Raw genomic sequence first — 12,953 nt, 5'->3', positions numbered from 1 at the left:
GATGATCGTCTCATGCGGCGAAGCCCTGATCGACTTCATGCCGATCGAGCACGAGGGTGCGCCCGCCTATCGGCCGTTTCCCGGCGGCTCGCCCTTCAATGTCGCGATCGGGCTGGGGAGGCTCGGCGCCCCGACGGGATTCCTGAGCCGGATCTCGACCGATTTCTTCGGCGATCTCCTGTTGCGGACCTTGCACGAGAACGGCGTCGATACCCGCTACGTGAAGCGCGCCGCGGATCCCAGCATGCTGGCCTTCGTCAGCCACCGGCCGGAAGGCGAGCCGCAATACGCCTTCTTCGCCAACGGCGCCGCCGATCGCTGCATCACCGAGCATGACCTGCCGGCCACGCTCGGCGACGATGTCGCCTGCCTGCATCTGGGCCTGGGCGCGATCTCGACCCTGGCCGAGCCGGCGGCCAGCACCTTCGAGACCTTGCTCAAACGCGAGTCGAAGCGCCGCGTGCTGGCACTCGACCCCAACGTCCGGCCCAACCTGATCAAGGATCGCGACGCGGCGCGGGCACGGCTAGAATCCTGGGTCTCGCTTTGCGACATCGTGAAGGTGAGCTGCGCCGATTTCGACTGGCTCTATCCCGACCGCAGCTTCGAGGATTCCGCCGTGGCCTGGCGCAACCTCGGCCCGAAGCTGGTGGTGATGACGCTGGGCGCCGACGGCGCGATGGCGCTGCTAGACGGAGCCAAGGTCGCGGTGCCGGGTCGCAAGATCGGCGTGGTCGACACCGTCGGCGCCGGTGACAGCTTCCATTCCGCCTTGCTTGCAGGCTTGAGCGAGCGCGGCCTGCTGACCCTCGATGGGATGAACAAGCTCGATGTCGGGGTGTTGAAGATCCTGCTCGACCAGGCGGTGGCCGCCGCCGCCATCACCTGCAGCCGCGCCGGCGCCAACCCGCCGACCAAGCGCGAGCTGGAAGATTCACTCTAACTCCCTCCCCCTCTTCGGGGGGGGGTTGGGGTGGGGGTGCGACTGATAAACCTCGCCGGCTAGCGCTTCTTCGGCACCGTCCGCAGCCCATCCATCAGCAGCCCGACCAGCCGTCGCGAGCGCTCGCGCCAATCGGGCGAATCCGGCGCGCTGTAGAGCCCGAACAGGACCTGGAGCAGGTCGGAACTCTGGATGTCCTTGCGGATCAGCCCAGCTTCGGCGGCCGCATCGACCAGCCTCTGCATGGTTTTCGGCACCGCGCCCGAGACCCGCGCGAACAAGGCCGAGTTGCTAGCATAGAGCACCTTCAGGCTCTCGGACATGCCGCGCTTGGCGGCGATATAGCCGACGAAGCGCAGCATCCACTGCTCCAGCGCCACGTCCGGCGCCTCGCGCTTCTGCAGCTCGTCGGCGGCATCGATCAGCTGCTCGACCTCACGGCCGTAGACCACCTCGACCAGGTGCTCGCGGGTCGGGAAATGCCGGTAGAGCGTGCCGATGCCGACCCCGGCGCGCCGCGCGATTTCCTCCAGCGAGGCGTTGGTCCCATGCTCGGCGAAGGCCGGCCCCGCGGCCTCGACCAGCTTGTCGCGGTTGCGGCGGGCATCGGCGCGCAGGTCATCGGACGGCAACCGGAGCTTGGCCGCAGCACCGGCCCGGCCGGGTTTTGCTTTCTTCTTCACCGCCACGATCGATCTCGTTCCCTGGGGTCTTTTGCAACAGATACCCGACGGAGAAGCAGCGCGCCAATGGGGCGTTCCATCGCGGGCCGGCGCTTGAGATTTCGGAACAAAAATGGTACAAGTTCGCATCGAGGCGCAGCCGCGCTGACTGGTCCTCTGTCGGCTACAACCCCGACCCGACCCCGACAGAATCAACTTTCTATCTTACGATAAAAGAAAATCCACGTGTCATCAGCTACTTAGGATAGGGCCGAGAATCGAGCGTCGGGGTAACACCCTCCCCCGGCCCGGGGGGCCAAAGATGGGGGAGGGTGGAGTGCGGACTACTTCGCGGCGACGGTCTTCTGCTGCTGCTCGCCGAGGCCCTTGATGCCGAGGCGCATGGTCTGCCCGGCCTTCAGGTAGATCGGGTTCGGCTTCTGGCCCATGCCGACGCCGGGCGGCGTGCCGGTCGAGATCACGTCGCCCGGCTGCAGGCTCATGAACTGCGAGAGATAGGAGACCAGGAACGGCACCTTGTAGACCATCGTCTTGGTGCTGCCGTTCTGATAGCGCTTGCCGTTCACCTCGAGCCACATGTCGAGATTGTTGAAGTCCTTCACCTCGTCCTGGGTGACCAGCCAGGGGCCGATCGGCCCGAAGGTGTCGCAGCCCTTGCCCTTGTCCCACTGGCCGGAGCGCTCGATCTGAAATTCGCGTTCGGAGACGTCGTTGATCACGCAGAAGCCCGCGACATGCTTCATGGCATCCTTCTCGGAGACGTATTTCGCCGCGGTGCCGATCACCACGCCGAGCTCGACTTCCCAATCGGTCTTCTTCGACTTGCGCGGGATCTCGACATTGTCATTGGGGCCGCAGACCGCGCTGATCGCCTTCATGAACAGCACCGGCTCCGGCGGTACGGTCAGGCCGGATTCCGCGGCATGGTCGGCGTAGTTGAGGCCGATGCAGAGGAACTTGCCGATCGAGCCGACGCAGGGCCCGATCCGCGGGTTGCCGCGCACGGCGGGGAGCTTGGCGGGATCGAGCTTGGCCAGCTTCTTCAGCACCGCCGGGCTCAGCGTCTTGCCGCTGATATCGTCCACATGCTTGGCAAGATCGCGGATCTTGCCGTTGGCATCGAGCAGGCCGGGCTTCTCCTTGCCCTTCGGTCCATAGCGCAGCAGTTTCACTGGGTTTCTCCTTTAGTTGGTCCAGCCGCCGTCGATCACGTTGATCGTGCCGGTCGTGTAAGCGGATTCATCGGAAGCGAGATAGACCGCGAGCATGGCGATCTCCTCGGGCGTGCCCACGCGGCCGATCGGCTGGCGGGCGGTGAAGGCCTTGCGCACCTCCTCGGTGTCGACGCCTTGTGCTTTGCCTTGGGCCGCGAGCCGCTCGTCGAGCGAGGGCGACTGCACGGTGCCGGGGCAGATCGCGTTGCAGCGGATGCCCTTGGCGACATAGTCGGCCGCGACCGCCTTGGTGAGGCCGATGGTCGCCGCCTTGCTGGCGCCGTAGACGAAGCGGTTCGGCACGCCTTTGACGCTGGAGGCGACCGACGACATATTGACGATCGAGCCCTTGCCGGCGGCCAGCATGCCGGGCAGGAAGGCGCGGATCATGCGAAACGCCGCCTTGGCGTTCAGGTTGAAGGCGAAGTCCCAGTCGGCCTCGGTCGCTTCCATGATGTTGCCGGCATGGACCACGCCCGCGCAATTGAACAGCACGTCGATATTGCCGGTCGCCTTTCCGAAGGCCTCGATCGCACCTGCATCCAGGACGTCGAGCTTGGCAACGGTGATCCCCTCAACCTCGGCCTTGAGACTTTCAAGCGTCGCCATGTTGATGTCGGTCGCGACCACCTTTGCGCCTTCGCGCGCAAACGCGATCGCGCTCGCCCGTCCGATGCCCTGGCCTGCGGCGGTGATGACCGCGCGCTTCCCTGCCAATCTTGCCATGCTTTCTCCTAAGGTGTCGGTGCGTCTTGCCGCATGAGGCCCGCGCTCTTCAGGTCGCTCCAGAGCGCCTTCGGGATCGGCGTGCGGAACAGCTCGAGGTTGCGTTTCAGCTCATCCACGCTGCGCGAGCCCGGAATGACCGAGCAAACGCTGGGATGGGTCAGCGGGAATTGCAGGGCGGCGGCGGGCAGGGCGACCTTGTGATCGGCGCAGACCTGCTCGATCTTCGCGACCTTGTCCAGGATCGCCTGCGGCGCCGGCTTGTAGTCGTAGTGCACGCCGGGCTTGGCGCCGGTCGCGAGGATGCCGGAGTTGAACGGCCCGCCGATGACGATCGTGGTGCCGCGCTTCTGGCACTCCGGCAGAAAGGAGGTCAGCGCTTCTTGCTCGAGGAGCGTGTAGCGGCCGGCCAGCAGGAACACGTCGAAATCGCCGTAGTCCATCGCCTCCATGCAGACCTGCCACTCGTTGACGCCCAGGCCAATCGCACCGATCTTCCCCGCCGCGCGCAGCTCGGAGAGCGCCTTGTAGCCGCCTTCCATGGCGGCCTTCATATGCTTGGCGTGGCTGTCGCCGTGATCGCCGACGCCGAGATCGTGCATCAGCAGGATGTCGATCTTGTTGAGCCCCAGGCGCTGCAGACTGTCCTCGAAGGAGCGCATCATCCCATCGTAGCCGTAGTCGAACTCCGGCTCGAAGGGCAAAGGCTCCTTCCAGAGATCGCTCGGGTCATAAGGCGTGACGCGCGGCCGAAGCAGGCGCCCGACCTTGGTCGAGAGCACGAAGTCCTCGCGCCTGTGCTTCCGGAGCGCGTTGCCGAAGTAGTGCTCGCTGAGGCCGTAGCCGTAGAACGGCGCGGTGTCGTAGTAGCGGATGCCGTTCGCCCAGGCGAAATCCATGACCGCCTCGGCCTGCGGCCACGGGGTTGGCGCGCGGTGGCCACCCAAAGGCGCGCCGCCTTGGCCGAACCCGGTGACCTTGAGCTGGGTGCGGCCGATCGGCCGGCTCTCGAACTGGCTCATCCTGCTTTTTACCGGAAAACTGACCCTGACAATTGCCGTACAATATGAAAAGGTCTCCCCCAAATAAAGCCCGGTTTTCGGGGCCTCAGAAGGGAATGCGGATGACGAATACGGGGACCAATCCTGGTGCAAAATTGGGCGGCCTCACCGTCGCGGAAATCCTCCCGCAAGACGCCGACCGCGCGACCCTGGTCGGCCGCATCTGGGACCCGGCGGTGGGCGGCCCAACGCCGATCTTGATCCGCCGCGGGCGGGCCATCGACATCAGCCGCGTCGCGCCCACCTTGAGCGCCCTCTTCGAGATCGACCATGTCGCCGCGACCCTGCAGGCCGCCGCCGGTTTGCCGGAGATCGCCTCGGTCGAGGCGCTGATCGCCAACAGCGACGAGCGCCAGCGCGACCCGATGCAGCCCTGGCTGGTGGCACCCTGCGACCTGCAGGCGGTGAAGGCGGCCGGCGTCACCTTCGTGGCGTCGATGCTGGAGCGGGTGATCGAGGAGCAGGCGCGCGGCGACTGGACCAAGGCCGAGGAGATCCGCAAACGCATCACCGGCATCATCGGCGACAACCTCGCGACCGTGAAGCCGGGCTCGCCCGAGGCGCAGAAGGTGAAGGACGTGCTGCTCGCCGCCGGCGCTTGGTCGCAGTATCTCGAAGTCGGCATCGGCCCCGATGCCGAGATCTTCACCAAATGCCCCTCCATGGCTTCCGTGGGCCTCGGCGCCGATATCGGCTTGCACCCGAAGTCGCAGTGGAGCAACCCGGAGCCGGAAGTGGTGCTGGCCTCGAACAGCCGCGGCGAGGTGGTCGGCATCACGCTGGGCAACGACGTGAACCTGCGCGACTTCGAAGGCCGCTCGGCCCTGCTGCTCGGCAAGGCCAAGGACAACAATGCCTCCTCCGCGATCGGACCCTTCGTGCGCCTGTTCGATGCCGGCTTCAGCATCGACGATGCGCGGCAAGCCGTCATCACGGTCAAGGTGATCGGCACCGACGGCTTCGTGATGGAAGGCTCCAGCAGCATGGCGAAGATCAGTCGCGACCCGCTCGATCTCGCCGGCCAGGCGCTGAACGCGACGCATCAGTATCCCGACGGCTTCATGCTGTTCTGCGGCACCATGTTCGCGCCGGTGCAGGACCGCGAGAAGCCGGGCATGGGCTTCACCCATCATGTCGGCGATGCGGTCAGCATTTCCTCGCCCAAGCTCGGCACCTTGTGGAACCGGGTCGATCACTCCGACAAGATCGCGCCCTGGAGCTTCGGCATCAACGCGCTGATGCGCAATCTCGTGCACCGGCAGCTGCTCGGATGACGGAAAGCGTCGACGCAGTCGTCGTCGGCGCCGGGGTCATCGGCCTCGCGATCGCCCGCCGCCTGGCGCTGGACGGGCGCGAGGTGCTTGTGCTGGAGCGGCATGACGCGATCGGCAGCGAGACCAGCTCGCGCAATTCCGAGGTCATCCACGCCGGCATCTACAACCTGCCGCGGCGCCTGAAGACCACGCTCTGCGTCGCCGGCCGCGCGATGCTTTATCGCTACTGTGTGGAGCACGGCGTTCCACATGCCCGGCTCGGCAAGCTGATCGTCGCCGCCGAGCCGGCGGAGATTCCGAAGCTCGCCAAGATCAAGGAGCAGGGCGAGCTCAACGGTGTCGATGACCTGGTCTGGCTGACCGGCGACGCCGCGATGGCGCTCGAGCCGCAGCTGGTCTGCGTCGCCGCCGTGCTCTCGCCCTCGACCGGGATCGTCGATGCGCACCAGCTGATGCTGGCGCTGGAAGGCGACCTCGAGGACGCGGGTGGTTTCGTCGTGCTGAAGGCGCCGGTCGTGGCCGGCGAATTGCGCAATGACGGGATCCGTCTTTCCGTCGGTGGCGCGGAGCCGATGCAGCTCCAGGCGCGAACCGTGATCAATGCCGCCGGCCTCGGCGCCCTGGACCTGGCGCGGGCCTTGAAAGGCCTGGCGCCGCAACACGCGGCGCCGCTCTGGTTCGCCAAGGGCAACTATTTCCGTCTCACCCGCAAGGCGCCGTTCAGCCGGTTGATCTATCCGATCCCGGTGCCGGGCGGGCTCGGCACGCATATGACCCTCGATCTCGCCGGGCGCGCGCGCTTCGGGCCCGATGTCGAATGGGTGGACAGCCCGCAATACGCGGTCGATCCACGGCGCGGCGACAGCTTCTACGCCGATATCCGCCGCTACTGGCCGGACCTGCCCGACGGAGCGCTGGCGCCGGATTATGCGGGCATCCGCCCGAAGCTCGGGCCGGCCGGCGCGCCCGTTCTCGATTTTCGCATCGAGGGGCCGGCGCAGCACGGCGTGCCGGGCCTGGTCAATCTGTTCGGCATCGAATCGCCGGGGCTGACGTCCTGCCTGGCGATCGCCGAGCATGTCGCCGGCCTCATCGGCGAAAGCGATCGGATCCAAAGACGCGCATAGGGGAGAGCATCCATGAAATTCTTCGATCTCAAGGGCAAGGTCGCGATCGTGACCGGCGGCAACGGCGGTATCGGTCTCGGCATGGCGAAGGGCCTGGCCCAGGCCGGCGCGAATATCGCGATTGCCGCGCAGAACGAAGCGAAAGCCAAGGGCGCCATTGCCGAGATCGAGAAGCTCGGTTCTGAAGCGACCTTCTTCAAGTTCGACGCCGGCAGCGAGGACGATTGCCGCAAGATGATCGCGGCGGTCGCGGCCAAGCTCGGGCGCATCGACATCCTGGTGAACTGCTCCGGCATCGCGATCCGCAAGCGCCCGGAGACCTATACCGATGCCGAGTGGCACAAGGTGATGAACATCAACCTGACCGGCGTCTTCGCCTGCTGCCAGGCGGTCTATCCGGAGATGAAGAAAGTGGGCGGCGGCAAGATCATCAACATCGGGTCGCTGATGTCGGTGTTCGGAGGGCCCCTGAGCCTGCCCTATGCCGCCAGCAAGGGCGCGGTGGTGCAGATCACCAAGTCCTTGGCGGTGGCATGGGCCAAGGACAACATTCAGGTGAATGTGATCCTGCCCGGCTGGTTCGACACAGAGCTCACCGTGGCGGCCCGCGAGCAGATGGAAGGCCTGGACGAAAAGGTACACACGCGCACGCCGGCCGGCCGCTGGGGCCGACCCGACGAGTTCGCAGGACTCGCAGTGTTCCTGGCCAGCGAGGCCTCCAGTTACGTCACCGGCTCGGCGATCACCATCGACGGCGGCTACTCGGTGGCGGGCTAGGCGCGATTGGTTCGGACCAGGATTAACTTATGCGCCGAAGTCATCTTGATATGTCATTTTGCTATCGAATTTTCGGCGTTTGTGGCCGGAAAGCCAGGGTTTAAGCTGGCTGTCCCGGCATAAGCGGGGCCTCGATCTCGCGAGACCGGCATCATGTAGCTGCGTGAACAGGGAGATCAAAATGGCTTATCGGAACGATCCGGATCGCCATCATCCAGCGATTCCGGGAATGGTCGAGGCGCTCGAGCAGCGCCGCATCGACCGGCGCGAATTTCTTCGTACGGTGACTCTGCTCGGCATGTCGGCGCCTCTGGCCTATTCGATCGCCGGCAAGGTGCTGGGTGAGCCGCTGGTCGGCTCCGCCAAGGCGGCGACCCCCAAGAAGGGCGGCATCGTCAAGATCGGCGCGCGCGTGCCCGCGGTGGACAACCCCGCGACCTTCTCCTGGGTCTATGACTCCAATATCGTCCGCCAGGCGAACGACTACCTGACCCGGACGGGCGGCGACAACGTCACGCGTCCATGCCTGTCCGAGTGGGAAGCGAGCGAGGATCTGAAGACGTGGACCTTGAAGCTGCGCAAGGACGTGAAGTGGTCGAACGGCGACGCTTTCGTTGCCGACCACGTCGTCTGGAACATCTCGCGCTGGCTCGACCCCGCGGTGGGCTCCTCGGTGCTCGGCCTGTTCAAGGGCTTCATGCTCAAGGACAAGGATACCGGCGAGAAGGACGACAAGGGCAATCCCAAGATGACCACCGAACTCTGGGATGCCAATGCGATCGAGAAGAAGGACGACCACACCGTGGTCCTGCACGGGCAGTCGGCCATGCTGGCGATGCCCGAGAATCTGTTCCACTACCCGGCTTTGGTCCTGCATCCGAAGGATGACGGCAAATGGGGAGTCGGCGCGATAGGCACCGGCGCTTTTGAGCCGACCGAGATCGAGGTCGGCAAGAAGGCGGTGCTGAAGGCGCGGAAGGATTATTGGGGCGAAGGTCCCTATCTCGACGAAGTCCATTTCATCGACCTCGGCGACGATCCCGCGACCAAGTTCGCCGCGCTGGCGTCGAAGCAGGTGGACGGCCTCTACGATCCGGACATCAAGATCTTCGAGCAGTGCAAGAAACTGCCGCATGTCGAAGTGCACACGGTCACCACGGCGCAAACCGCCGTCGCCCGCATGCATGTCGACAAGGCGCCCTTCGACAATCCGAAAGTCCGCAAGGCGGTCCGCATGGCGATCGATCCGGAAGCGGCGCTGAAGATTGCGCATCGTGGGCTGGGTGCGCCGGGCGAGAGTCATCACGTTGCGCCGGTCCATCCGGAATACGTGAAGACCGACTTCAAGTACAACGATCCGGAAGGCGCCAAGAAGCTGCTTGCCGAAGCCGGCCATCCGGACGGCATCGACGTGACCATGCAGTGCAAGAAGGATCCGGACTGGGAGCCGACCGCCGCCCAGGCGATGGTCCAGATGTGGGGGAAGGCCGGCATCCGGGTGAAGCTCGAAGTGCTGCCGTCCGCCCAGTACTGGGACGTCTGGACCACGGTGCCGTTCGGCTTCACCACCTGGACCCACCGCCCGCTCGGCGTGATGGTGCTGGGTCTCGCCTATCGCACCGGGGTCGCCTGGAACGAGAGCAACTACGCCAACCCGAAGTTCGACGAGCTGATCACCAAGGCCGAGGGCATTCTCGACGTCGAGAAGCGCAAGGTCGTCATGAAGGAGATCGAGGAGCTGATGGACGAGGACGGCCCGATCGCGCTCCCGCTCTGGCGCGCGGTGTTCCAGCCCTTCGACAAGCGGCTGAAGGGCTTCACGCCGCACCCGACCGACTACTACTTTGCCGAAGAGTGGTGGTACGAAGAGGCCTGATCGGCGCTTCGGTTTGAGACAAGAGCGGCGGCCCGGGCAACCGGGCCGCCGTTTTCCTTTGGCTAGTAAGCCGAGCCGGGACCGGTCGCGCGCAGCTCTTCGGCCGTCAGCAGGTCGGCGTAATGCGCCCGGGCGACGTCGGGATGCGAGCGGATGCGGCTCTTCAAGTAGTTGCGGCCGACTTCCTTGAACAGCGGGTTCATCGGGTCCTGGGTCACGCCGCGGGCTTCCGCTGCCAGATGCGGCGGCAGGTCGAGCACGGGCACGGTCGCATCGAGTTTGGCGCCGAGGAAGAAGGCGACGGACAGCCGCTCCTCGCCGGCCGGCGGGCTGACGACGCGGTGCATGGTCGCCTTCAGATAGCCGTTCGAGGCCATCTCCAGCAGCTCGCCGATGTTGATGACGAAGGTGCCGGGCTTGGGCGGCGCCTCGATCCAGCCATCCGGCGTCTCGACCTCGAGGCCCCGCGCCGTGTCCTGCAGCAGCACGGTGACGAAGCCGCTGTCCTTGTGCGCGCCGACGCCCTGGTCATAGTCGGTCGCGTCGCGGCCGGGATAGCGGATGATTTTGATCCGCTGGTTCGGCAGGTCGTTGTAGATCGGCGCGAAGACGTCTTCCGACTGGTCCAGCGCGGCGGCGAAGGCCTGGATCAGGCGGATCGAGAGCCCGGTCGCCTCGTCCTGCCAGCGCAGCATCGCCGCGCGGAAGCCCGGCACCGCCTCCGGCCACTGGTTGGGTCCCTGCAGCCGCGACCAGGCGGGCAGGCCGGTATCGCGGGGCAGGCTGGGACGCTCGGCCGCGAGGTCGAATTGCTCGCGCCAATCAGGCTTGCCGCGGGTGAGTTCCCAGCCGGGCCGGTTGTAGCCGCGGAAATGCGGCGAATGCACCATCTCGACTTTTAGCTTCTCGGCCTCGGGCAAGGCGAAGAAGCGGCGCGAGGCGTCGAGCACGGCCGCCGGTACGGTTTCCGGCACGCCATGGCCGGTCACGTAGAAGAAGCCGATCTCGCGCGCGGTCCGGCGCAGCTCGGCCAGAAAGGCGGCGCGGTCAGACCCGGCGAAACGGCGGAGATCGAGGGTCGGCAGTTCTTTCATGCCGGCAAGATTAACCGGCGATGGCGCTTGGCCAAGAGAAAAATACTTTCCGCCGCCGGAACGTGAAATCAGAAGGCCAGGCGCTCGGCGGCCTTCAGCTCTTCCAGCGGAATATGGCAGGCGATGCGATGACCGTCCTCGGTCCGCTGGTCGGGCGGGACCTGCTCGTCGCAGATCGGGCCGACCTTGCGGTGGCAGCGGGTGGCGAAGGGACAGCCCTTGGGTCGCTCGGTCGGGCTCGGGATGGCGCCTTCGAGGATGATGCGCTCGCGCTTCACATCCGGGTCGGCGATCGGCACCGCCGACATCAATGCCTCGGTATAGGGGTGATAGGGCGGCGCGAAGACGTCGGCGACCTTGCCGAACTCCATCACCTTGCCGAGATACATGACCGCGACATGGTCGGCGAGATAGCGCACCACCGAGAGATCATGCGAGATGAACAGCATGGTGGAGCCGCGCTTCTGTTGGATATCGACCAGCAGGTTAATGATCGCCGCCTGGACCGAGACGTCGAGCGCCGAGACCGGCTCGTCGGCCAGGATCAGCTCCGGCTCACCGGCGAGCGCCCGGGCGATCGCGACGCGCTGCTTCTGACCGCCGGAAAGCTGGCGCGGCTTGCGGTTGGCGAACTCGGTCGGCAGGTTGACGGTCTGCAGCAGCGCCTCGGTCTCCTCCCGGGCCTGGCGTGAGCTGATGCCCCGGAGCTTGCGGATCGCGCGCGACAGCACGTAGCCGATGCTGTGGCTGGGGTTGAGCGTGCTGTCCGGATTCTGGAACACCATCTGGATCGCGCGCTTGGTGGCGGCGTCGCGCGCCTCGACCGGCGTCTTGCCGATCTCCGCGCCGGCCAGCTGCACCGTGCCGCCGGTTGATTGCTCGATGCCGGTCAGTACCTTGGCGAAGGTCGATTTGCCGCAGCCGGATTCGCCGACGATGGCGAGCGTGGTGCCGCGCCCGGCTTCGAGATCGATGCCGTCCACCGCGTGGACTTCGTAGCCGCTGCCGCCGAAGACGCTGGCCGATTGATGATAGGCCTTCTCGAGATGCCCGATCCGCAGCATGGGCTCGGCCGCGCTGGGATCGCCGGCCTGGTTGGCGTTGGCCGCGGTGGGCCGGCTGTGCCGCGGCAGCTCGCGGGTGCGCACGCATTTCACGCGATGCAGCCCGGTCTCGCCGTAGAACTGGGTATCGATCGGCTTCGAGGTGCAGCGGCCGGGCTCGACATAGACGCAGCGCGGCGCGAAGACGCAGCCCTTCGGCCGCGCCAGGATCGGCGGCACCTGGCCGGGAATGGCCGAGAGCGGGCTGCTGCGCTTGTCCGCGTTCAGGCTCGGGATCGCGTTCAACAGGCCGCGGGTATAGGGATGGCTGGGGTCGCGGAACACCTCGGTGATCGGGCCTTCCTCCACCAGCTCGCCGGCATACATGACACCGATGCGGTCGCAGACCCGGACCACGGTGCCAAGGTTGTGGCTGATGAAGACGATCGCGGTGTTGTGCTTGCGCCGCAAGGTCGCGACCAGGTCCAGCACCGCTGCTTCCACCGTCACGTCGAGCCCGGTGGTGGGCTCGTCCATCACCAGCAGCGAGGGCTCCGCCATCAGCGCCATGGCGATCACCACGCGCTGTTGCTGGCCGCCGGAGAGCTGGTGCGGGTAGCGGTCGAAGATCGCCTCTGGATCGGGCAGCTTCACCTCGGCCAGCATGGTGAGGGCGCGCTGCCGGGCCTCGGCTTCGGTTGCGCCGGAGTGGATCAGCGGGACTTCCATCAGCTGCCGGCCGATCGGAATGACCGGGTTGAGGCTGCTCATCGGGTCCTGATAGACCATGGCCATGCGGCTGCCGCGGATCTGCCGCAGCTCCGCGTCCGACATCTTGCCCATGTCGCGGCCTTCGAACAGGATCTGGCCGCCGGACAGCCGCCCCGCGCCGCCGAGATAGCGCATGATCGCGTAGGCGAGCGTCGACTTGCCGCAGCCGGACTCACCGACCAGGCCCAGGGCCTCGCCCTCGTGCAGGGTCAGGCTGACATTGGGCACGACCTTCAATTCGCCGGCCCGCACCAGGTAGGAGATGGCGACATTCTTCAGCTCGAGGATCGGCTTCGGCTTGACCAGCCGCGGGCCGGTCGGCGGCTGGGAAGACGCTGTGCGCGCGGCTGTTGCGGTCATCCCA

Annotated in this window: 11 protein-coding genes; 5 read left to right on the top strand and 6 right to left on the bottom strand. The window is 66.1% G+C overall.

All coding sequences use genetic code 11. The annotated features are described in order from the left end of the window. The first annotated feature begins 1 nt into the window (after position 1). A complete protein-coding gene (locus ACH2CY_RS16690) occupies positions 2–943 on the top strand; it encodes a carbohydrate kinase (protein WP_395020443.1) in 942 nt (313 codons plus the stop codon). 59 nt (positions 944–1,002) lie between these two features. Here the strand turns inward: ACH2CY_RS16690 and ACH2CY_RS16685 are convergent, their stop codons facing one another. From ACH2CY_RS16685 to ACH2CY_RS16670, 4 genes are all read right to left on the bottom strand, one after another. Beyond that, positions 1,003–1,632, bottom strand: coding sequence for a TetR/AcrR family transcriptional regulator (locus tag ACH2CY_RS16685; protein ID WP_395020442.1), 630 nt, complete (start codon positions 1,630–1,632; stop codon positions 1,003–1,005). Positions 1,633–1,949: 317 nt separating this feature from the next. Continuing rightward, positions 1,950–2,798 carry a fumarylacetoacetate hydrolase family protein gene (locus ACH2CY_RS16680; protein ID WP_395020441.1) on the bottom strand — a complete coding sequence of 283 codons (849 nt, stop codon included), beginning with the start codon at positions 2,796–2,798 and terminating at the stop codon, positions 1,950–1,952. 12 nt (positions 2,799–2,810) lie between these two features. After that, the gene (locus ACH2CY_RS16675) at positions 2,811–3,566 is read right to left on the bottom strand and encodes an SDR family oxidoreductase (RefSeq protein ID WP_395020440.1); all 756 of its coding nucleotides are present in this window, start codon (positions 3,564–3,566) and stop codon (positions 2,811–2,813) included. Between the two features lie 8 nt (positions 3,567–3,574). After that, entirely contained in the window at positions 3,575–4,588 is a 1,014-nt protein-coding gene (locus tag ACH2CY_RS16670) for an aldo/keto reductase (RefSeq protein WP_395020439.1), read from the bottom strand. A 101-nt stretch (positions 4,589–4,689) separates the two neighbouring features. Here ACH2CY_RS16670 and ACH2CY_RS16665 point away from each other — a divergent pair, with 101 nt between their 5' ends. The 4 genes from ACH2CY_RS16665 to ACH2CY_RS16650 all read left to right on the top strand — a co-directional run bounded on the left by ACH2CY_RS16665 (position 4,690) and on the right by ACH2CY_RS16650 (position 9,681). Then, on the top strand, positions 4,690–5,901 hold the full coding sequence (locus ACH2CY_RS16665) for a fumarylacetoacetate hydrolase family protein (RefSeq protein ID WP_395020438.1): 1,212 nt from the start codon (positions 4,690–4,692) through the stop codon (positions 5,899–5,901). Further along, the gene (locus ACH2CY_RS16660) at positions 5,898–7,028 is read left to right on the top strand and encodes an NAD(P)/FAD-dependent oxidoreductase (RefSeq protein ID WP_395020437.1); all 1,131 of its coding nucleotides are present in this window, start codon (positions 5,898–5,900) and stop codon (positions 7,026–7,028) included. The genes ACH2CY_RS16665 and ACH2CY_RS16660 overlap by 4 nt, the downstream gene beginning before the upstream one ends. A 12-nt stretch (positions 7,029–7,040) precedes the next feature. Continuing rightward, positions 7,041–7,805 carry an SDR family NAD(P)-dependent oxidoreductase gene (locus ACH2CY_RS16655; RefSeq protein ID WP_395020436.1) on the top strand — a complete coding sequence of 255 codons (765 nt, stop codon included), beginning with the start codon at positions 7,041–7,043 and terminating at the stop codon, positions 7,803–7,805. Between the two features lie 181 nt (positions 7,806–7,986). Further along, on the top strand, positions 7,987–9,681 hold the full coding sequence (locus ACH2CY_RS16650) for an ABC transporter substrate-binding protein (protein ID WP_395020435.1): 1,695 nt from the start codon (positions 7,987–7,989) through the stop codon (positions 9,679–9,681). A gap of 62 nt (positions 9,682–9,743) precedes the next feature. On the opposite strand, the gene ACH2CY_RS16645 is transcribed toward ACH2CY_RS16650, so the two are convergent. Together ACH2CY_RS16645 and ACH2CY_RS16640 are read right to left on the bottom strand one after the other, a co-directional pair. Beyond that, the gene (locus tag ACH2CY_RS16645) at positions 9,744–10,775 is read right to left on the bottom strand and encodes an isopenicillin N synthase family dioxygenase (protein ID WP_395020434.1); all 1,032 of its coding nucleotides are present in this window, start codon (positions 10,773–10,775) and stop codon (positions 9,744–9,746) included. Between the two features lie 68 nt (positions 10,776–10,843). Further along, positions 10,844–12,949: a dipeptide ABC transporter ATP-binding protein gene (locus ACH2CY_RS16640; RefSeq protein ID WP_395020433.1), complete on the bottom strand. Its 2,106-nt coding sequence runs from the start codon at positions 12,947–12,949 to the stop codon at positions 10,844–10,846. Positions 12,950–12,953: the final 4 nt, after the last annotated feature.

It is taken from the genome of Dongia sp. (assembly GCF_041905885.1).
GTDB lineage: Bacteria > Pseudomonadota > Alphaproteobacteria > Dongiales > Dongiaceae > Dongia.
Note: the sequence above shows the minus strand (reverse complement) of the source record. Positions and strands in the feature narration are given on the sequence as shown.

Excerpts from the sequence above, each read along its gene's own strand:
- ACH2CY_RS16690 (WP_395020443.1), top strand. The coding sequence starts at position 2 with ATGATCGTCTCATGCGGCGAAGCCCTGATCGACTTCATGCCGATCGAG.
- ACH2CY_RS16675 (WP_395020440.1), bottom strand. The coding sequence starts at position 3,566 with ATGGCAAGATTGGCAGGGAAGCGCGCGGTCATCACCGCCGCAGGCCAG.
- ACH2CY_RS16670 (WP_395020439.1), bottom strand. The coding sequence starts at position 4,588 with ATGAGCCAGTTCGAGAGCCGGCCGATCGGCCGCACCCAGCTCAAGGTC.
- ACH2CY_RS16665 (WP_395020438.1), top strand. The coding sequence starts at position 4,690 with ATGACGAATACGGGGACCAATCCTGGTGCAAAATTGGGCGGCCTCACC.
- ACH2CY_RS16660 (WP_395020437.1), top strand. The coding sequence starts at position 5,898 with ATGACGGAAAGCGTCGACGCAGTCGTCGTCGGCGCCGGGGTCATCGGC.
- ACH2CY_RS16655 (WP_395020436.1), top strand. The coding sequence starts at position 7,041 with ATGAAATTCTTCGATCTCAAGGGCAAGGTCGCGATCGTGACCGGCGGC.
- ACH2CY_RS16650 (WP_395020435.1), top strand. The coding sequence starts at position 7,987 with ATGGCTTATCGGAACGATCCGGATCGCCATCATCCAGCGATTCCGGGA.
- ACH2CY_RS16645 (WP_395020434.1), bottom strand. The coding sequence starts at position 10,775 with ATGAAAGAACTGCCGACCCTCGATCTCCGCCGTTTCGCCGGGTCTGAC.
- ACH2CY_RS16640 (WP_395020433.1), bottom strand. The coding sequence starts at position 12,949 with ATGACCGCAACAGCCGCGCGCACAGCGTCTTCCCAGCCGCCGACCGGC.